Raw genomic sequence first — 20,893 nt, forward strand, 5'->3', positions numbered from 1 at the left:
GATGGGAGTTCGTCCCGGGCGCCGACCCGACCACGAGTCCGACGACCCGCCGGTGACCACGCCGCCCCCGGCGACGCCGGCGCCCGGCGGATCGGCCAGCGCCGGCTACCGGACCACCAGCACCTGGCCCGGTGGGTTCCAGGGCGAGGTGACCGTGTCGGCGGGTAGCTCGCCGATCAACGGCTGGGCCATCGGGTGGACCCTGGCCAGCGGCCAGACCATCGGCCAGGTCTGGAACGGCACCTTGAGCGTCAACGGCTCGGCAGTCACCGTGCGGAACGCCTCGTACAACGGTTCGCTGGCCGCCAACGCCTCGACCACCTTCGGCTTCATCGCGTTCGGGCTCGCCTTCTACCCCTGCCCTGACAGTGACCTCGCCGTAGCACGGCAGGCCGGTGCCCTGGACGGCTTTCGACGTCTGGCGGACGCGGTATGATGGCGCCGCTAGCTTTGCCGTCGATGGCCCGCGTGCGCCGAGAAGCACGTCTCGCATGATCCTCGAAATGTGGAGCGTATCCACCCACGTCCGGTGAGCCCCGCCATCCGCACCCGCACGGCGCGGGAGATCCGGTCGGCCCGCCGTCCGCGCGGCCACCGCTGCTGGGGGCATCTCGTCGCGGCGCCGCTCTGGCCGATGCACGACGCCAACCTCGGCACCCTGCTGCGCACCTGCGACGCGGTCGGCGCCTGCCTCGCGGCGCCGTCCTTGCGGTGGGTGGACGAGGCCCTCGCCCGTGGCGACACGCTGCGCAAACCTACCTGCGTGCACCGGATCGGCGATCCGCTGCGGTGGCTCGCCGCGGAGCGTGCGGCGGGCGCGTGCATCCTCGGGGTGGAACTCGCCGACGAGGCCGTCCGGCTCGCCGACCTGCCGGTTGCCCGGCGCCGGACCGTGATGGTGCTCGGGCATGAGGCGAGCGGCATCCCACCGGAGGCGCTCGACCTGCTCGACGGCGCCGTGGAGATCCCGATGATCGGCACCGGGATGAGCCTCAATGTCGCGGTCGCCGGCTCGTTGGTGCTGTACAAACTCGCCGGCCTGCTGTGACCTTGAGACGCGCCGAGTGTGTGGTTGCCGAAGTCCATCCCCAAGGAGCGGCGTGCATCGTCCCGGCGCGAGTCACCGGCCCGCAGCGGCGCGATTGCGGGCCTGCGGCGAATGTCAGCGGCTCAGCGGCTCACCCGCAGCGGCGGTCGGCTGAGCGCGGGCCGGCGGCCAGGGCGACCAGGAACTCGCCGTCGCCTGCCGACCGCCACCCGCACCACCCTGGCCGCCGGCCGGATCAACCTCGGCAACCCTGGCCAAGGTCGAACTACCCGGCACCATCCCCGCCGTCGGCTCTTCGACCGGCGGGCCCACCCCCGGCACCAGCTACCGGCTGCAGAATGTCACCTCCGGCCTGCTGCTTGACAGCGGCGGCAGCACCACCGGCGGCAGCCCCGTCAATCAATGGACCTGGGATCCCAGCCCCAACCTCCAATGGCGTTTCGTCGTCGACGTCGGCGGCGGCTACCACCAGATCATCAACCATGCCAACGGCATGGCCGTCGACGGCGGCGGCGCCACCACCTCCGGCGCCGCGGCCAAACAATAGCCCTGGACCAACGGCACCAACCTGCAATGGAACCTGGTCCCCGCCTGAGCTCTGGGGACTCATGGCCCAACCTCCCGGGCAGGCGAGGGCACGCCTTTCCGCTGAAGGACGGGGCCAGGGTGAGCCCGGAACCGCTCGGACGGCAGGAACTCGCCAAGGCCCGCCACCACCGTCCAGAGCCCGGCCAGCGCCCACCAGACGAGCTGATACCCCGAGCCGGCGAACAGCGGCAGCACGAACTGGGCGGACGTGTCGATGACGGCGTGGCTGAGGATCACCAGGGGCAGACCGGCCGTGCTGGCGTTGTAGAGCCGGCTCAGGAACACCGCCTGGGCGACGACCAGGATGAGGAACTGCACCACGGGGCGCTGCCGGGTCGGTTCGGAGACGAGCAGCGGCAGGTGCCACACCGCCCAGACCGCGCCGAGCAGCAGCGCCGCGGGCAGCCTGGTCATGCGTTGCTGCAGCCGGGGCAGGGCGAAGCCGCGCCAGCCGACCTCCTCGAACAGACCCACCAGCACGACCGTGGACCCGAACGCGGCGGCGACCTGCACCCAGTCGGGCCGGGCGGTGACGGCGGCCACCGGCGAGGCGCCGGCCGCGACGGCCAGCGCCGCCGCCAGCCCGAGGACAGCCAGCGGGACCAGCACGGCTGCCAGATACCAGCGCGCCGGTGCCCGCCAGCGGCCCAGTTGGGCGTACAGCTGCCTCGAGGTGTGGGTCAGCGCGGCCACGACGGCGGCCGCGAGCAGCGGGCCGAACGGCACCATGGGGCTGCTGGCGGGGTTGAGCAGGATCAGCGGCCAGGGCAGCCAGGACAGCAGGAAGGCCAGGACGAAGTAGAAGGCGGTCATGACCGGGCCGCCCGCCACACCATGGCCCCGCCGGCGACGGCCAGCAGGCCCGCGCCGACCGGCTGGGTGACCAGGCTCGCGCCGGTGGTGGCCATGCCGAGGGCGGCGCCGAGCAGATAGAAGACCACCGCGGCGGCGGCCCAGAGGACCCCGGCCCACCGGGCGAACACCCCGGACCGCGCGACGGCGACGCCGAGGACGATGCTTCCGCCGACCACCAGCAGCACCGCGAGCAGCGTGATGACGGTCATCGCGTCGGCGAACTCCATCGTCATGACCTCCCGGTTGCCGCGCAGATAGGCCTGGCCGATCGGCGGCGTGGCAAATGTGGAAATCACTCCGGGGACGGTGAACAGCACGTGGCCGGTCACCGACAGCGCCATGCCGACGATGGCCGCCCGCTGTCTGATGGCCGCGCCGAGGGCGAAGGTGCCGAGTACGACGAGTACTGATCCGACGACGTTCGTGGCGATGTGTTTGATCAGGTAGGAGTCGGTGCTGACGAACCGGGCCCAGCTCTCGGGGTCGGTGACCTGGTCGGGCTGCGGGGTGAGGGTGCCGGCCACGAGGAGCAGTGCGTAGAGCGGCAGGGTGGTCAGGCCGAGGGTGACAGCGGTGCGATCACGCATGGCGAAGTCCTTTCCGGGTGGTGACCGCCGACGCGGCCAGGGTGGTGAGGATGACGACGAGTCCGAGCAGGAGCAGGGCCGTTCCGCCGCCGCCGGGCTGACGGAACAGCTGGGGGACGAGGGCGATGCCGGCGGCGTTGGCGGCGGCGTGGACGAGCCCGGCCAGCGCGACGCTGCGGGTGCGCTGGTAGATCCAGCCGAGCAGCACCCGGGTGAAGAAGGCGGCGACCAGGATCAGGCCGAACTGGGCCAGCCCCTGACCGAACGTGCCGCCGAAGACCAGCGAGAGGTGCTGGAGAGCGAAGAACGGCGTGGTCAGCAGGACCGCCCGCCACGGTCCGAACCGGTCCTGCAGCGGCCCTTGGAAGAAGCCCGTCCAGACCGTCTCCTCCCACAGGTTCGTGGTGAGGAACTGGAAGGCCAGCGCCGGCAGGAACACGGTGACGTAGGCGGTCGCGGCCTCGGCGGCGGTCACGCCGGACGGCGCCGGCAGGGCGGTGAGCAGGGTGAGTGCCGGCACGGCGACCAACGGCAGGAGATACCAGGCGGGGTGGACGCGGAACCGGACCATCGACCGGGCCAGTTCGCGGAGGCCGTCGGCGCCCCGGGCGATCCGGGTGATGACGAGCGCCGGCAGCAGCAGGAACAGCAGGGTCGGCAGGATCAGATACAGCTCGATGTTCCAGTCGGCGCCGTAGACCCGGTGCGCGATCACCGGCACGAAAGCCGCGGCCTGCCCGAGCGTGCTGAAGACGATCAGAAAGAAAGCGTGCGGGTGCCGGCGGATGAAGGCGATGACGTCGCGCTGTGCCAGGGCCACGGTGACCGTGAGGAGCAAAAGCACAGTCAAAATCCCGATCTGGTACGCGCTGCCGTGAAGCACCGCGGCGACGATGCCGTTCGGGTTGTTGGTTCGGTTGAAGACGGTGTGCAGCAGCGCGAACGCGAGCACGCTGCCCCCGGCGCCCCGCATCACCAGTCCGCCCAGCGGCCGTACGAGGGTCCCGAGCAGGACGTAGGCCGGCAGCGCAACCAGCACCGAGGTGAGCGTGAAGTCGCCGATGAAGGCCAGCGGCCAGTGCACCAGCCCGAACGGAACGGCGGTGATCAGCCCGGCGACCACGGCGCTGTGCCGCTGCTCGAGCCGGGTCTGCACGACCCCGGCCCACGCCGTTTCCTCCCACAGGTTCACCAGCAGCAGGTTGATCAGCAGTTGCCCGAGCTGCACCGGGATGAGTCGCACCGGGTCGTCCGGCCGCCACGTGTCGCCGAGCAGCAGCCCCGCGGCGACGGTCAGCACGGGTATCGCGGTCAGGGCGAGCAGCCAGTAGCGCAGCGGGAAGCGCCATCGCACGGCCCGGCGGAAGAGCTGCCGCACGCCGGCCCGGCCGTCGGCCGCCCAGGTTACGAAGACGGCGGCCGGCAGCAGGGCGAACGCGGTCAGCAGCAGCCCGGCCAACTCGTCGGGAGCGAACGGGAGGCGTTCGATCAGGTCTCCGCCGGGGATCACCCGGTGCGTCGCGAGGGCCACGAGGAACATCGCCGGATAGGCGATCGAGAAGACGATGACCACCAGGGCGGTGATCGGATGGCGCGCCACGACCTGCTTCATCGACGTTTGCATGGCTGCAGGCTCACCGGTCGGGCTTGCCGCACCTTTGAACGTCGCTTGCAGAAATGGAAGACTCCCCGCCATGCGGGTGGGGCTGATCGGCCCGGTGTCGGCGCGGTCCGGGGCCGTGTCCCTCAGGCTGGGCGGGCTCAAGCAGCGGGCGGTGTTCGCGCTGCTGGCCCTGAACGCGGGACGGGTCGTGCCGCTCGACCGGTTCGTCGACGAGCTGTGGCCCGAGGAGCCGCCGGCCCGCGCGACGCTCGGCCTCCAGTCATACGTGTCGCGCCTGCGCCGCGAGCTGGCCGCCGCGGCCGCCGCCGACCCGGAGGTGCCGCAGTTGCTGACCCGCCCGCCCGGCTGGCAGCTCGACCTGGACCCGGCGCTGGTCGACGTGTCCCGCTTCGAAGACCTGGTGGACCGCGCCCGGCACACCTCCGGCGCGGAGGCGGCCGCCCTGCTCGCCGAGGCGCGGCGCCTGTGGTGCGGGGAACCTCTGGCCGACCTGCAGGCGTTGTCCTTCGCCCGGGCCGAGGCCGTCCGGCTGACCGAGCTGCGGCTCGACGCCGACGAGCTGGCGCTGGAGGCGGCCCTGGTCGCCGGGGACGCCGAGGCCGCCGTCATCGCGGGTAGCCGCTTCGTCGCGGAGAACCCGTTCCGGGAGCGAGGCTGGCGGGCGTTCGCGCTCGGCCTCTACCGCACCGGCCGGCAGTCGGAAGCCCTCGCCGCCGTGGCCCGCCTGCGGCGGACGCTCGCCGACGAACTCGGCCTCGACCTCTCCCCGGAGACAGCGGCGATCGAGAGCGGCATGCTGCGGCACGACCCGGCGCTGACGTTCGCGCCGCGCCCCGATCCGGTGGCCGCCCAGCCCTCTGCCGCCCAGCCGTCTGCCGCCCAGCCCTCTGCCGCGCAGCCCTCTGCCGCCCAGCCGGCGGACGACCGCCTGCTCGGCCGGGACGCCGCGCTCGCCGCCGTCGACCAGGCCGTGAGCCGGGCCTGCTCCGGGCGCGGTTCGTTGCTCCTGCTGGAGGCGTCCGCCGGCGCCGGTAAGACCACGCTGCTGCGCGCGGTGGCCGAACGCACCACCGCGGCCGGCGGCCATGCCGTCGCCGGTTCCGGTGTGGGCATCGGCGCCATGCCCGCGCTGTGGCCGTGGGTGACGATCGTCCGCGCGGTCGCGGCGCTGCTTCCGGACGACGGGGCACTGGCCACCGGCGGCGCCGCCGGCCAGGCGCTGACCCTCATGCGGTCCGGCGGTCCGGCCGGCGCCGACCGCTCGCAGACGCAGCTCTTCCGTGGCGTCGTCGACCTGTTGCTGGCCGCCCGCGCCGGTGGCCCGCTGGCCGTCGTGCTGGACGACCTGCAGTGGGTCGACCCGGACAGCCGCACGCTGCTCGCGCTGGCCGTCGACGAGCTGGTCGAGCACGGCGTGCTGTTCGCGGTGGCGGTGCGCACCGAGGAGCCGGGCACCGAGGAGGTGGCCGCGACACTGCGCGGGGTCCGGCGCGACGCGGTCGTGCGGGTGCCGCTGCCCGGGCTCGCCGCCGGCGACGTGGCCGAGATCCTCCACCGGCTGTCCGGCAGCGCGCCGGACACCGAGGTCGCCGCGGCGGTTCACCGGCGCACCCTGGGCAACCCGTTTTTCGTCGGCGAGGTCGTCCGGCTGCTGGTCAGCGAGCATCGGCTGCACCCGGCGGCGGTGGACGAGGCGCTGCCGACCGAGGTCGAAGAGGTGCTGCGCCGGCGGCTGGAGCGGCTGCCGCAGCAGACGGTCGCGCTGCTCACGGTGGTCGCGCTGGCCGGACCGATCGGGGTGGACACGCTGGCCACGGTGTCCGGCCTGGACGCCGACGCGGTCCTCGACGCCTGCGAGAGCGCACTGCTGGCCGAACTGCTCGTCGAGCACGGACCCGGGTTCGCGCTGCGCCACGACCTGATCCGTCAGACGCTCGAGCGGGGCGTGTCGCAGGCCCGCCGCGTACGCTTGCACGCCCGCCTGGCCGACGCCCTGCGTGCCCGCAGTGCCCTCAGTGACCGCAGTGCCCTCAGTGACCGCAGTGCCCTCGCTCCCGAGGAGATCGTCGCGGTCGCCCGCCACCTGGTGCTCGCCGAGCCCGCGGTCGGCCCCGCCGCCGTGCCCTACCTCGCCGCCGCGGCCGACGACGCCATGAATCGCAACTGCTACCGGGAGGCGGAGCGGTTCCTTGACCAGGCGCTCGACCTGGCGAGCCGGGCACCGGACCGCGAGGAGGGCGCCCGGCTCGCCGGGACCGTCCGGGGCCGGATGTCGGTTGTTCGCACGTGGAGCGGCCAGCAGCCGGCCGCCACCGTCCTGGACGACACCGAACCGGACCTCGACGAAAGCCCGGCCGGTTGGGTGAACATCCGGCTCACCCGGGCGCTGACGGGCCGTTATGCCGAGGCCGTCGAGGCCGCCGAACATGCGCTCACCGTGGCGCGCGCCCCGGCCGCCGTCGCTGCCGCGCACTTCGTCGCCGGCTGGGGGCAGTGCGTGCGCGGCCGGCTGGACGAGTCCGACCGGCATTTCCGGGCGTTCGAGGCGATCGGCGGCCTGCAGGTGCCGGCGGTGGGCGTCGCGGCCGCCGGCTATGCGGCCCTCGTCGCCCACTGCCGCGGCGACGACGCGACCGCCGACCGGCACGAGACACGCGCCCGGGTCCGGGCCGGAACAAACCCGGCCGTCGTGATGGAGGCCGACCTCTACGCCGCGTGGCTGCGCGCCATGCGCGGCGACGCCGACGGGTGCCGCGCCTGGGCCGCTGCCTGCGCCGCGGCCGCCGACCTGGGCCCGCTGTACGGCATCCACGCGGAAATGCTTCTCGCCTGGGCCGACGCGGCGCTCGGCGATCCCGGCGGGGCCCGCCGCTGCGATCAGGCGTACGACCGCTTCGCGGCGTCCGGGGTGCTCATGTTCGCGCCGTTCTACCTGCTGCTGCGCGCCGAGGCGCACGCCCTGGCCGGCCACGCCGGCCGGGCCGCCGCCCTGGTCGCCGAGTCGGCCGCCCGCAGCGCCGAGCTCGGCGACGTCTGCCGCGTGCCCCGGCTGCTGAGGCTGGCCGAGGACCGCGTGCAAACATCGCGCAAGCCGTGACGGGCACCGTTAGCGCATGTCGCACGATCTCGTTTTCCGCCGGGTGCCGCCGGGCCGCCGCGACGTCGCCCGGCGTTTCGTCCCGGTCCCCGGCGACCCGGACGCGACCTGGTGGGAGCTGGTCGACGTCGCGGCCGCGTCAGCCGGCCCGCCCGCCGCGGTGGCCCTGACTCGCACCGGCGACGACGGGGTGGTCCGGGTCGTCGGGCTGCACGGCGCTCCGGTGGGCCGGCTCGTCCGGGAACTCGTCGCGGCCCTGCGCCGCACCGACGCGGTCGCCGTCGAGATCGCCGATGCCCCCGGCGTCCTCGAGGGGCTGAGCTGCGAGCAGGCCGAGCGCGTCGGCAACCACCTGGTCGTCCCTCTCTGAGGAGCGTCAGAAGCAGACGCGGTTCCGGCCGGCTGGACCCTTCGGTTACCGGCCGGCGCGGTCGAGGCGCTGGTCCAGGGTGATCGCCGCGTCGATGAGCGCCAGGTGGGTGAACGCCTGCGGGAAGTTGCCGATCTGTTCACCGGTGAGGGCCACCTCCTCGGAGTACAGGCCCAGATGGTTGGCGTACGTCAGCATCTTTTCGAACGTCACCCGAGCCTTGTCCAGCTGACCCGCCCGCGCCAGCGAGTCTACGTAGGCGAACGTGCACAGCGAGAACGTCCCCTCCGAGCCGCGCAGTCCGTCCGGTGAGGCCGCGGGGTCGTACCGGTAGACCAGGCTGTCGGTCACCAGCTCCTCGTCCATCGCCGCCAGCGTCGACGTCCACATCGGATCGGTGGGGGTGATGAAGCCGACCGTGGGCATCCGCAGCAGCGCGGAGTCCAGTACGTCCGTGTCGTAGTGCTGCCGGAAGGCGCGGCGGATCGGACTCCAGCCGCGTTCCATGATCTGGTTGTAGATCGCGTCCCGCTGACGGTGCCAGGACTCCAGCGGTGCGGGTCGGCCGTGCGCGGTGGCGAGCCGGATGCCTCGATCAAGGGCGACCCAGCACATCAGCCGGCCATAGGTGAAGTTCTGCCGGCCGCCGCGGGTCTCCCAGATGCCTTCCTCGGGCTGGTCCCAGTTGCCGGCGACCCAGTTGACGAGGTCGCAGGTCCGCAGCCAGCCGTGGTGGCTCGTCGCGATCCCGTGCTGATCGGCGACGTAGATGCTGTCGAGCGCCTCGCCGTAGATGTCCAGCTGCAGCTGGCCGGCGGCGCCGTTGCCGATGTGGACCGGGGCCGATCCCCGGTATCCCTCCCAGTGTTCGAGGGTCTCCTCGCTCAGGTCGGTCGATCCGTCGACCCGGTACATGATGTGCAACGGACCGCTGCCGTTGTTCTTGTCGCTCTGCTCGTCGACCCGGTCGCGCAACCAGCTTCCGAGCGCCGCGGCCTCGTCGGTGAAACCCATGCCGAGCAACGAGTACACCGAGAACGAGGCGTCGCGGACCCAGGTGTACCGGTAGTCCCAGTTGCGTTCGCCGCCGATCTGCTCCGGTAGCGCGGCTGTGGGCGCGGCCACCAGTCCGCCGCTGGGTGCGTAGGTCATCAGCTTCAAGGTGATCGCGGAACGCTCGAGCATCTCCCGCCAGCGCCCGGCGTACGTCGACCGGGACAGCCAGTTGCGCCAGAACGCGGCCGTCTCGTCGAACAGCCGCCAGGCCTCGGCCACCCGGATCTCACGCACCGGACCGGCCGAGCCGGTCTCGAGCAGGAGACCACGCGTCTGCCCGGCTTCCAGGGCGACCTCGGCGTGTACGTCGCCGGCATCGACCACAAAGCGGCCCAGCCGCTCGTCGTCCGGCTCCCTGATCAGGTTCAGGGTCATCGCCGTACGGTTGCCCTCGAACACCACGCCGCTCTCGGTCACGTGGGTCTCGTGGGGCTCGCGGCCATAGTCGAAGCGGGGCGCGACGTCGAGTTCGAACGTCATCCGGCCCCGGACGCACCGCACCAGGCGCACGATCCGGTGCGTGGCTACGGCGGTCGTGGCACTGGTCACCGGCATGAAGTCGACGACCTCGCCGACGCCGGCCTCGGTCAGGAACCGAGTGACCAGGATGGCTGTGTCCGGGAAGTACAGCTGCTTGCTGTTGAAGACTCCCGCGGTCGGTCGTACCCGGCAGTGACCGCCCCGTCCGTGGTCCAGCAGCGCGCCGAACACGCTCGGCGAGTCGAAGCGGGGGGCGCAGAACCAGTCGATCGACCCGTCGGTAGCGACGAGCGCCGCCGTTTGCAGATCACCGATAAGACCGTGATCGTCAATGAGCGGATAATCAGGCATGACTCCCAGGTTTCCGTGGTCGATGTCCGCGGCACCTCATACGGGGCGGATGATGCTTCCCCGGGAAATCGGCGAAAGCCTGTTCCGATGGCTGCAGCATCGACGAGTCCGGCGAAATCGCTCAGGCGGGCACTGATTCCCCTCGCCCTCGCCCAGTTCATCTGCAGCTTCGCCGGCTCCAACATGACCGTCATGATCAATGACATCAGCAAGGACCTGAACACGACTGTCGAGGGGGTTCAACTCGCCATCACGTTGTTCTTGCTCGTTATGGCCGCGCTGATGATACCGGGCGGGAAGCTGACCGAAAAATACGGCCGCAAGCGGCTATTCATTCTCGGTCTTCTGGTGTACGGCGCCGGCGCGCTGCTCAGCGCGGTCTCGCCCGGGCTGGGAGTCCTGATCCTCGGCAACTCCGTCCTGGAAGGCATCGGCACGGCGCTGCTGATCCCACCGGTCTACATCCTCACGACGCTGCTCTTCCCCGACCTGGTCTCGCGGGCCCGCGCGTTCGGCGCGATCAGTGCGATGGGCGGCATCGGCGCGGCCGCCGGGCCGCTGATCGGCGGGTTCATCACCTCGGCGCTCAGCTGGCGCGCGGCGTTCATCTTCCAGGTGCTGGTCATAGCCTTGATCATCGTGTTGGCCCGCAGGGTTCCCGAGCCGCTGCCGGCCGACCCGGCCCAGCCTTTCGACATCGTCGGCGCGGTGCTGTCGGCGTTGGGGCTGCTCCTCGTGGTCATGGGCATCCTGGCCGCCGACAACAACCTCTGGCTGATGGCCGCCCTGCTCGTCGCCGGCATCCTCGTGCTGGCCGGGTTCTTCGTGTGGGTGCGGTCCCGGGAGCGGGCGGGCCGCGAGGCGTTGCTGCCCACGCGCCTGTTCCACAACCGCATGTCGAATCTCGGCCTGATCACGCAGCACACCCAGTGGCTCCTGCTGATGGGCGTGTCCTTTGTAGTCTCCGCGTATCTGCAGGTCGTACGCGGCTACAACGCGATCGAGACTGGCGTGATCTTCACGGCGACGACGGTCGGCCTGCTCCTGTCCTCGCTCGCCGCCGAGCGATTCGCGAAGCGGCGTGCGCAGCGCACCCTCATCCTGGTCGGTTTCTGCGTGTGCTTCGGGGGCGTCGCCGTGCTGCTGCCGATGGTGAGCATTTCGGACAGCGGGTGGGCGTTCGTACCGGGGTTGTTCCTGATCGGGTTCGGGCTCGGCGGAATGCTGACCCCGTCGGTGAACATCGTGCAGTCGGCCTTCCCCGAGGATCTGCAAGGCGAGATCTCCGGACTGTCCCGGAGCGTCTCCAACCTCGGTTCCTCACTCGGCGGGGCGATCGCCGGCACGATCCTGGTCGCCGGAATCACGACGACACCCGAACGCGGGTATGCGCTCGCGATGGTCGTCCTTGCCGTGATCACCCTCGCGGGCATGCTGGCCGCCGCGAGGCTTCCGGCGACGGCCAGACCACCAACCGAGGCGGTCAGCCCCGGGTGACAACCGGCCGGTCCGGGTCAGGAGCAGACGCGGTTCCGGCCGTCCGCCTTCGCCCGGTAGAGGCACTGGTCGGCGCGGGCTAGGACGGCGCCGAGGTCGCGGTCGTCGGGCCGGACCAGCGTGAGGCCCACGCTGATGGTCACCGTCAGCGGTCCGGCGCCGGTCTGGATGGTCGTGTCCGCCACCGCCCGGCGCAGCCGCTCGGCGGCGGCATGTGCGTCATCGATGACCTCCTCCGCACCGATGCGCATCAGCACGGCGAACTCTTCCCCGCCGTAGCGGCCGAGCAGATCGCCGGCGCGGCCGAGGTCGCGCAGCCGGCCGGCCACCGCCCGGATCACCTCGTCGCCGGCCTGGTGGCCGTGGGTGTCGTTGACCGCTTTGAAATGGTCGATGTCGATCATCAGGGCGGCTAGCGCCGGCCACCGTCCGGCGGACTGGGCGAGTTCGCCGGTGGCGGTTTCGAAGAAGTTCCGGCGGTTGGCTATGCCGGTCAGCTCGTCGAGGGTGGCCAGCCGCTCGACCTGCGTGAAGAGCACGGCTTTCTGGTACGCGATCATGCCCTGTCCGGCCAGCGTGGCCACGATTTCCACCTGCGCCTCGGAGTACGCGGCGGGCTCCCGGGATGCGAGGAGCAGGACGCCCGAGCGGTCATCGCCGGCCCGCAGCGGCACCGCCATCCAGCTCGCGACGGTGTCGAACTCGGTGCGCAGCAATGCCGGTGCGTCCGCGGCGCCGCCGACCACCGGGGCGGAGGCGGCGATCAGCTCCTCGACCAGCCCGGAGATGACCGGGCCGGCTCGCTCGGCCGCGACCGGCTCGTTCACGACGACGAGGACCTGGTCGTTGTGCAGGGTGCGGGCGGTGATCTCGGCGATCCGGGCGAGGACGTCGGCCGGCCGCAGCGCGGCGGACAGGTCGGTGGCGGCCACGCGGAGCGTCTCGGCCAGATCCCGCTCCCGGTAGGCCGTCGTCATGGCGACCTCCATCTGGGCTGCCCGGGCCGTCTCCAGCGCGACTGCCACGTGGTTGGTGACGGCCGCCAGCATCCCGATGTCGTCGGCCGTGAACACGCCCTTGGCCAGCCGGCTGTCCAGATAGACCACGCCCAGCAACCGGCCCTCCAGCTGCAGGGGGGCCACCATGATGCTACGCAGACCGTGCAGCACCACACTCTGCGAACCGAGCGCGGCGCCCTCCTCGGTCCCGGTCACGACCAGCGCCTCCTGCGTCTGGCGGACCCGGTCGACGAGCGTCGCGCTGTAACCGGTGGGGTCGTTCAGGTCTCCGCCGGCGGAATCGCGGCCGATGCGTGGCACCAGCTGGGGTGGATCCCCTTCCAGCAGGAACAGGAACGCCCGCTCGGCCGCGAAGATGCGGATCGTCTCGTCCAGCGCGATACGGGCCAGCTTGGCGGGATCCAGCACCCGGGACGCGGCGAGGCTGACCTGCTCCAGCGCATCCAGCCGCTGCTTCTGCCGGCCGGCCGGGACGCGGCTCGTCCCGGTGCCCTGCGAGGTGAGGTCGGCGTAGCTGCCGGGCCCGCCCTGCACGTCGAACTCGGCGGTGAGCCGTCGCGCCCGGTGCGACCAGCCCTGCTCGGCGGCGATGGCCAGCGCGTACCGGGCTTGCCGGTCGGCCTCGCCGCGGCAGCCCAGCGCCCGCAGCGCATGGACGCGCACCCGGGCCGCCTCGAACGCCACCAGGGGAGCCTCGACGCGGCGCATCACCGGCTCGCCTCGAGCCAGCAGGCGCAGTGCCCGCTCCGGCCGGCCGGCGAGCTGGGCGAGCGCGGCGAGGACAACCTGGCGGTGGGCGCGCAGAAGTGGTCGTGGGGGCACCAGTCGCAGGGCCCGAACGGCCCGTCGCGCGGCAGCGAGCCGTTTGGCGCGGTCGGTGGGGAGTGCCGCCCGGACCTGTTCCAGCCGGCCGTACGTCAGGTAGGTGTACAGGCCCTCCTGGCCCGGCAGCAGCGACAGCGGCCCGATGCGCAGACCCCGGAACTCGCCGGCGGCCTGGTCGACCGCGCTGTGGTCGTTCTGCTCGACGGCGCCGATCAGGGTGCCCAGGATGCCGTCCACCCGTTCCCACGGCGGTTGCACGGGGGTCCGTTCGCGGATCTGCTTGAGGAGGGCGGCCGCCTCACCCGCCCGGCCGCGCATCGCGAGCTGGCCCACCGTCGCGGTGTGCGTGGCGTTGCGGTTGAGCTGCCCGCTGGCGGTGACCCGATCACGGCGCTGCTCGAACCAGGCATCGGCCTCGTTCATGTTCCCGGCCAGCATGGAATCCCAGCACAGCAGCCCGAGGGCGTCGATGTACTGACCGGGGTCGAGCCAGCGCCCGTGGTCGCTGAGCGCGCCGCGCAGCATCGCGCCGTCGTCGGCGCCGCTGCCGTAGGCCGCAGCGCCGCGCAGCCAGGCGATGTACGCGAGCAGCTGCGCGTCGCCGAGCTTGGTGGCGATGCGTTCCGACCGGGCGAAGCCGTGGTCCGCCACCCGGTGCAGTCCGGCGCGCCGGGCGAGGTAGGCCATCGCCACCTTGGCGCGGACCATCTCCGGACCCTGTCCCAGCCGGTTCACCAGGTATGCCTGCCGCAGCACGAACACCGCCGACGTGGCCGGTCGCAGATCGCGGGCGTAGGCGACCGTGGCGGCGTCGTAGAGAGAGGCGAGCAGGCGGTAGCGTTCCCGGCGGTCGCCGCGCGCCGTGCCGTATCCGAGCTTGGTGATCCCGACCAGGTAGCCGACGACGAAGTGGCACACCGCGGACACCAGCAGCCGGACCCGGTTCCGGGGCAGCGGCTGGCCGAGGTCGCTGAGCCCCTGCTCGAGCACGGCGAGCTGCTCGGAGGTGCTCCACGTGCTGTCGTGCACGCGGGCGATCAGGTGCCGGATCGACGCCCGCTCGAAGCCGCCGGGCGCCGCGGCAAGGGCGCGCTCGAACGCGTGCGTGGCGTCGCGGAACCGGCCGGCGCGGTGGTACGCCACGCCCAGCGTGGTGTGGAACTCGCTGTCGAGCGGGGCCGGAATGGCGGCTGCGGCGCCCGCGGCCTCGAGGAAGGCGACCGCCTGGTCCACGGCGTGGTCGGCCAGGGCCAGCCGGCCGGCGGCGTACGTGGTACGGAACAGCCGTTCCGGCCGGTGGTCCGGGCCGGCGAGCTGGCAGTGCCGAGCCAGGGCGTAGACCGATTCCGCCGCGCCACCGGCGCGCTCCTCCAGCAGGTCGGCGATCCGTTCGTGGAGCTCGGCGGCATCGGTGCCGTCCACCTGGGACAGCAGGGCCTCCTGAACGCGGTGGTGCACGAAGGCGTATTCGTGGTCGTCCCGGTGCTCCACCAGGTGATACCGGACGGCGTCGGTGATGACGTCGAGGACCTGCTGCCGGTCCAGCCGGCATACGGCGGCGACGAACTCGGGGGCGAACTGGCTACCGACCGCCGCGGCGGCGGAAAGCACCTGGCGGGCCGGTCCCTCCAGCGGCTCCAGCCGTCGCAGGACCAGCTCCTCGGTCGTGCCGGGCAGGGCCAGCTGATCGAGGCCTCCCATGTCGAGCTGCCAGGTCCCCCAGAGCGGCCAGAGCAGGCCGGCGTGGATGATCGCGTCGAGGTACTCCAGGAAGGCGGACGGGTTGGCCCCGCAGCGGGCCGCGAGATGCGCGGCCGCCCGCGTGCTGATGGTCATCCCGCCGGTCAGGGCGGCGACCAGGTCGGCCACGTCGGACGCCCCGAACGCCGGCAGCGCTACCCGCGTGTCCAGCCGCTCGCCGAAACCGGACGCCAGCGCCGCCGCGCCGTCTTCGCCGGCCTCCGTCCGCACGTCCAGGACCACCAGCAGGGGAGTGGAGGGCATGCCCTCGGTCAGGTTTGTCAGGATGCGCCGGCTCGGCTCGTCGATCCACTGCGCGTCCTCGACGTACAGGATCGCCCCCGCGGCGTTGCCGGCCAGGCCGATCAGGAACTCGGTGGCGGCGACCATGAACTGTTCATGCCGGTCCTCGTCGGCGAGGTCGGGCAGGCCGAGCAGGTCACCCAGAGCGGGAGACAGCGTACGTAACAGCGCGGCGGCCGGCCCGGCCGCGTCCACCAGCCAGCCGCGCGCACGGTCGCGTTCGGCCGGCGGCAACCGCGACAGCGAACGGACGTAGTCGTCGACCGCACGGCGCAGCGACGCCAGCGGCGTCGGCTCGTCCGCGCGGCCCGCAACGTGCAGGACCACGTGGTCATGGGCCCTGGCCGAGGCGAGAAACTCGTGCACCAGCCGACTCTTTCCGCTGCCGGGTGGGCCCTCGACCAGCGCGACTCCACCGTGGCCGAGCCGGGCGCGATCCCAGCGGTCCGCCAGGGTGGTCAGCTCGGCGTCCCGCCCGACCATGGGGGTGTCCTCGCGCCGGCCGACCCGCTCGTCGGCCGAGCGCGGTGCGAAGTCACCCTCGGTGGCCAGCCGGCCCAGGTCTGCCGCGAGCCCAGCGGCACTGTGGTAGCGATCGTCCGGGTCCTTGGTGAGCAGCGTGGCGACGATGCCGGCGAGTGCGGGCGGCAGGTCCGGGCGCCCGGCGCGGATATCGGCCGCGGGGGTGTTGGCGTGCATGCGCAGCAGCTCGCCGATGTCCGCCGAGCGGAACGGCGGGTCGCCGGTGGCGCACTCGAACAGCACCGCGCCGAGCGCGTACAGATCCGCCCGGTCGTCGACCGGGCGGTTGAGGACACCGGACTGCTCCGGCGCGCTGTAGACGAGGGTGCCGGCGACCGCCTCCTCGGACCCGTCGCCGATCCGCTCGTCGGCGGCCCGCACGGCGAGGCCGAAGTCGAGCAGGTGCGCGCGGCCGTCCGGCGTCACCATGATGTTGTCGGGCTTGACGTCGCGGTGCACGACGCCGATCCGGTGGCCGGCGGACAGGGCGGCGGCGACATCCGCGCCGATGGTGGCGATCTGTTCGGCGCTCAGCGGCCCGGCGGCCAGCAGGTCGGTCAGCCGCCCGCCCTCGATCAGGTCCATCACCAGGTACGGCCGGTCCTGGACCACGCCGACCTCGTGCACCCGCGCCAGGCCGGGATGCCGCACGCGGGCCAGCAGCGCCGCCTCGCGCCGGAACGCAGCGAGGGATGCGCCGCCGTCGGTATCGGCACCGCGGAGCATCTTCAGGGCGTAGTCGGCGCCGTCCCGGCGAGCCCGGTAAACGACGGTTTGCGTGCCCCGCCCGAGTTCGCCGAGTACTTTGACGCCGGCCAGGTCCTCCAACTGGCGCACCTGGTCGGCGTCCGCCCGGCTCAGGGCGTGTTCCGCACCGGCAGTCGCGCCCATGTTCCAGTAATCGGCAGCCCCACCCGAGAACTGAGGCGGGCGAAACCTCAGCTGGCTGGGCGCCGAACCAGCCAGACGCCGGCCACGATCAGGACGAAGCCGAGCACCGCGATCGGCGACGCCGGCCCGCCGGTTACCGGCAGGTCGGGCTCGGGCCGGCCGCCCGGCGCCGGGGCCGCGGCCCGCACGGTGAAGTTCATGCTGATCCGGTACGTCCGGCCGGCCGGGTCGACGCCCGCGGCGATCAGGGTGTGCGGGCCGGGCTCCAGGCCGGGCGGCAGGGTGATGCCGCGGACGGCGAACCGGCCGTACCCGTCGGTGACCACGGTGCCGAGCACGACGGGCTCGCTGTAGAGGGTGAACTTCGCCGTCGAGTGGGCCGCGAACCCGGTGCCGATCAGGTCCAGCGCCTGGCCCGGCGTGACCCGCGCGGGCTGCCCGTCCGGGGTGCGCAGCGTCGGCGAAGCCGGCGGCGCGGCGGGCGGCACCGGCGGGGAGAGCGGCGTGGCGACGTTGGACGCGTCCGACGTGGCCGAGTCGCCGGACGGCGTGTGCGCGACGACCGTGAACGTGTAGGCCGTCCCGGCGGCCCCGCCTATCACGCAGCTGGTCTCGTCCCGCGAGGCGGTCGTGCAGGTCGCCGGGCCGGGCCACGCGTAAACGGCGTAGCCGGTGACCGTGCCGGTCGTCGCCTTCGCCCAGCTCACCGTCACCGACGACACCCCGGCCGTGGCCACCGGCGCGGGCATCGGCGGCGGGAGGGTGGTGACGACGATGCTCCCGGAGGCCGGGCCGGTCCCGACCTCGTTCACGGCCCGGAGCGCGACGGTGTACGCCGTACCGGGCGTCAGCCGGTCGACGGTCTGGCCGCCGAGCGTCGACCAGGTCGTGCCGCCGTCCACGCTCACCTCGTACCGGATAATGGGTGACCCACCGTCGTCGCCGGCGCTGTACAGCAGCTCGATGCTCGTGGCCGTGGGTGTTCCGGTCAGGTTGCCGGGGGCTCCGGGTGGTCCGGCGGGGGTCACCGCGCCGCTCGGCGCCGAGTCGGCGGAAAGTCCGACCGCGTTGAGCGCGCGAACCGTGAACGTGTAGCGCCTGCCGTTGTGCAGCCCGGTGACCGTGCAGGGGCTGTCGTCGCAGGTCGCGCTGGCCCCGCCGGGTGCCGCGACGGCGAGGTAGCCGGTGATCCCGGCGCCGCCGTCGTTGCCGGGTGCGGCGAACGAGACCGTCGCCCGCGCGTTGCCGGCCACCGCCGTGACCGCGATCGGCGGGGAGGGCACGTCCGGAATCAGCAGGACCGAGTCCGGCGACGCGGCGCCGGCGCCGGTGGCGTTCACCGCCCGCACCGCGATCCGGTGCGCGGCGCCCCTGGGCAGCCCGTTGACCCTGGCCGTGTACGGGCCGGTCCCGGCCGTCGTCAGCGCGATCCAGGCACCGCCGTCGACACGCACCTGATAGCCGGTGATCGCCGAGCCGCCGTTGTCCGACGGCGCCGTCACCGTGATGACCGCCCCGGCGCCGGCCGCCGCCAGGCTGGTGATGACCGGTGCGGTCGGCTGCGTCACCGGCGTCACCGGCCGGGTGGGCGCCGACCCGGCGGAGTCGCCGACGCCGTTGGTCGACTTCGCCGTGAAGGTGTACGCCGTTCCGTTGGTCAGCCCGGTGATCAGACACGGGTTGGTCGCGCACGAGGTCGAGCCGCTGCCGCCGGCCGTGGTCCAGGTGACGGCGTGGGACGTGATCGGGTCGCCGCCGGTGCTGCCGTCCACGAACGTCAGGGTCACCTGCGCGTTCCCGGCGACCGCCGCCGTGATGGCGGGTGCGCCCGGCACGGTGGCCGGGGTGATCGTGCTCGCGGCGTTCGACTCCGGCGAGCTGCCGGCCGAGTTCGTCGCGCGCAGGGTGAACGTGTACGCCGTACCGTTGGTCAGGTTCAGCACCTCGCAGTGCCCGCCGGTGCCGACGCACGGGAACGAGCCGTGGGTCGTGTCGGTGGCCGTGTGCCCGGTGATCGCGGACCCGCCGGTGAGCCCGTCGGTGTAGTCGATGGTGATCTTCGCGTTGCCCCGGTGCGCGCCGGTGATCGTCGGCCGCCCCGGCCCGGCCGCCGGAGTGGCGGGGTTGGCCGGCGCCGACTCGAGCGAGGTGCCCGCGCTGTTGGTGGCGTGGATCGTGAAGGTGTACGTGGTGCCGTTGGCCAGCCCGGTCACCACGCAGGGCGAGGTGAGCAGGGGACAGGCGAAGCTGACGCTGTTGCCGGCGTCCGTCGCGGTGTAGCCGGTGATCGGCGCGCCGTTGCTGGCGTTCGCCGTGAACGCGACGCTCACCTGGGAGCCGGCCGCCGTGGCGGGGCCGATCGTCGGAGCGTCCGGCGCCTTGGCCGGGGTCACCCCCACCGAACTCGACGGCAGCGAATCACCGATCGCGTTGTGCGCGACGATCGTGAGGTCGTAGGACGTGCCGTTACTCAGCCCGGTCACCACGCAGGGCGAGGTGAGCAGGGGACACGGGAAGTCGACGAGGTGGGCGGCGTCGACCGCCCGGTACTGGTCGATCGGCGAGCCGCCGTCGCTCCCCGGCGCGGCGAAGTGGACGCTCGCCTGGGTGTCGCCCGCGGTGGCCACCCCGATCGTCGGCGCGGACGGCGTCGTCCGCGGGGTCGCCGTGATGGGGGACGAGCCCGCCGAACGCCCGAAGCTGTTGACCGCCTGTACTTCAAGGTTGTAGGTCGTCCCGTTCGTCAGGCCGGTGACCGTGCACGGCGAGGTCGTGGCCGGGCAGGGGAAATCCACGCCGTTGACGGAGTCGACCACCCGGTATTGCAGAATCGGCAGATTGCCGGTGATGGCCGGGGCCGTGAACGAGACGGTGGCCTGCCCGGACGCCACGGTGGCCGGTCCGCCGGCGGCCGGCGCGGCCGGCACGCCCACGATCGAGATCCGCCAGGGGGTACCGCCGCCGTTGATCGTCGAATTACCGGGCGTGCCGACGGAGTTCGCGGTTCTCGTGGTCAGGTCGAGGGAGAAGCCCGCGTTGTCCCCGTGGGACGACACATAGAGCCGGCTCCCGTCGGGGGTGATCGCTCCGAACGCGATCGGGCCGTTCCAGCCGACCGGCACGCTGGCTTCGACAGTGCCGGTGGCGGCGTCGACCCGTTCGACGGTCCCGTCCAGGCACATCCCGTAGATGTCCGCTCCGTCCAACGACTGGACGGTCGAGTTGACGGCGCATCCGCCGTTGCCGATGGTCGTGGGGGCGCCGAGCGTGCCGTCCGCCGCGATGGGGACAGCGGTGATGTGGGACGCCTTGGTCGAGACCAGAAGCCGGCTGCCGTCCCGGCTACGGGCGACGTCCCAGGCCTGCCCGGTGACCGTGATCGGCGACCCGACCACCTGGTTGTTCGACGTGTCGATGGTGACGATCTGGTTGCCGGTGGTGTGGCCGGCGTAGAGACGGGTGCCGGTCTCGTTGAGCGCCACCGACAGCGCAGCCGTCCCACCCGTCATGACCTGGGTGACCGGGTACGGTGCCGTCGTGCTCATCACGTGAACCCGGCCGGCGTTCGCCCCGCCCTGACTGTCCGCGACGTACAACCATTGGCCGTCCGGGCTGACGACACCGTTCCACAGGAGGCTGCCGGCGATCGGGACGGTGGCCACGATACTTTCGCTGGACATGTCGAGGATGTCGATCGCGCCCTGGGTCAGCACGTAGGCGACGTTTTCCGTCGGTGAGACGACGGTGTCGGTCGGGCCGAGGTTGGTCGTCGGCACCAGCGCGCCGTAGACCTCGTCGTACGCGCTCATCAGCGCGATTTCATCGTGGGTGTTGTCCGACATGTACACCGTCGCCGGCGGGACCGACGGCGGCAGGCTCACCAGCGGGCGAGCCGCCGCGGACGCCGCGACACCGGGCAGCCCCGCCACCGCCGCCACGAAAAGTGCCACGACCGCGGCACCACGCCGCACAACACCGTTCCGCACCGACGCTCCCGCAGTCTCGACAAATACCTGTAAGTAACAATAGTGAGTAATTGT

The 20,893-nt window shown here is 72.4% G+C and carries 12 protein-coding genes; 6 read left to right on the forward strand and 6 right to left on the reverse strand.

All coding sequences use genetic code 11. From position 1 onward, the window contains the following. Nucleotide 1: 1 nt before the first annotated feature. From Ari01nite_RS42155 to Ari01nite_RS51525, 3 genes are all read left to right on the forward strand, one after another. Nucleotides 2-436, forward strand: a complete 435-nt coding sequence (locus tag Ari01nite_RS42155; protein WP_239163483.1) for a cellulose binding domain-containing protein — start codon at nt 2-4, stop codon at nt 434-436. 93 nt (nt 437-529) lie between these two features. After that, nucleotides 530-1,048 carry a TrmH family RNA methyltransferase gene (locus Ari01nite_RS42160; RefSeq protein ID WP_239163484.1) on the forward strand — a complete coding sequence of 173 codons (519 nt, stop codon included), beginning with the start codon at nt 530-532 and terminating at the stop codon, nt 1,046-1,048. A gap of 277 nt (nt 1,049-1,325) precedes the next feature. Continuing rightward, nucleotides 1,326-1,595, forward strand: coding sequence for an RICIN domain-containing protein (locus Ari01nite_RS51525; protein WP_369076782.1), 270 nt, complete (start codon nt 1,326-1,328; stop codon nt 1,593-1,595). Between the two features lie 59 nt (nt 1,596-1,654). Here Ari01nite_RS51525 and Ari01nite_RS42170 read toward each other — a convergent pair whose 3' ends face one another. From Ari01nite_RS42170 to Ari01nite_RS42180, 3 genes are read right to left on the reverse strand one after another with little or no spacing between them, the layout of a single operon-like run. Beyond that, the gene (locus Ari01nite_RS42170; RefSeq protein WP_203789335.1) at nt 1,655-2,449 is read right to left on the reverse strand and encodes a CPBP family intramembrane glutamic endopeptidase; all 795 of its coding nucleotides are present in this window, start codon (nt 2,447-2,449) and stop codon (nt 1,655-1,657) included. After that, nucleotides 2,446-3,078 (reverse strand): hypothetical protein, encoded by a 633-nt coding sequence (locus tag Ari01nite_RS42175; protein ID WP_203789337.1) that lies wholly within the window; start codon nt 3,076-3,078, stop codon nt 2,446-2,448. Before Ari01nite_RS42175 ends, Ari01nite_RS42170 begins: the two co-directional genes overlap by 4 nt. Beyond that, nucleotides 3,071-4,702 (reverse strand): CPBP family intramembrane glutamic endopeptidase, encoded by a 1,632-nt coding sequence (locus tag Ari01nite_RS42180; RefSeq protein WP_203789339.1) that lies wholly within the window; start codon nt 4,700-4,702, stop codon nt 3,071-3,073. Before Ari01nite_RS42180 ends, Ari01nite_RS42175 begins: the two co-directional genes overlap by 8 nt. Nucleotides 4,703-4,772: 70 nt before the next feature. Between Ari01nite_RS42180 and Ari01nite_RS42185 the strand changes: the two genes are divergently transcribed. Further along, nucleotides 4,773-7,799, forward strand: a complete 3,027-nt coding sequence (locus Ari01nite_RS42185) for an ATP-binding protein (RefSeq protein ID WP_203789341.1) — start codon at nt 4,773-4,775, stop codon at nt 7,797-7,799. 16 nt (nt 7,800-7,815) lie between these two features. Beyond that, entirely contained in the window at nt 7,816-8,169 is a 354-nt protein-coding gene (locus Ari01nite_RS42190; protein WP_203789343.1) for a hypothetical protein, read from the forward strand. Between the two features lie 45 nt (nt 8,170-8,214). Here the strand turns inward: Ari01nite_RS42190 and Ari01nite_RS42195 are convergent, their stop codons facing one another. Continuing rightward, nucleotides 8,215-10,056 (reverse strand): glycoside hydrolase family 15 protein, encoded by a 1,842-nt coding sequence (locus Ari01nite_RS42195; RefSeq protein WP_203789345.1) that lies wholly within the window; start codon nt 10,054-10,056, stop codon nt 8,215-8,217. An 87-nt stretch (nt 10,057-10,143) separates the two neighbouring features. Here Ari01nite_RS42195 and Ari01nite_RS42200 point away from each other — a divergent pair, with 87 nt between their 5' ends. Further along, nucleotides 10,144-11,553, forward strand: coding sequence for an MFS transporter (locus tag Ari01nite_RS42200; protein WP_203789347.1), 1,410 nt, complete (start codon nt 10,144-10,146; stop codon nt 11,551-11,553). Nucleotides 11,554-11,570: 17 nt separating this feature from the next. On the opposite strand, the gene Ari01nite_RS42205 is transcribed toward Ari01nite_RS42200, so the two are convergent. Next, the gene (locus Ari01nite_RS42205; RefSeq protein ID WP_203789349.1) at nt 11,571-16,853 is read right to left on the reverse strand and encodes a diguanylate cyclase; all 5,283 of its coding nucleotides are present in this window, start codon (nt 16,851-16,853) and stop codon (nt 11,571-11,573) included. Nucleotides 16,854-16,900: 47 nt separating this feature from the next. Then, a complete protein-coding gene (locus Ari01nite_RS42210; protein WP_203789351.1) occupies nt 16,901-20,803 on the reverse strand; it encodes a fibronectin type III domain-containing protein in 3,903 nt (1,300 codons plus the stop codon). Nucleotides 20,804-20,893: the final 90 nt, after the last annotated feature.

The organism is Paractinoplanes rishiriensis, assembly GCF_016862375.1.
Taxonomy (GTDB): domain Bacteria; phylum Actinomycetota; class Actinomycetes; order Mycobacteriales; family Micromonosporaceae; genus Actinoplanes; species Actinoplanes rishiriensis.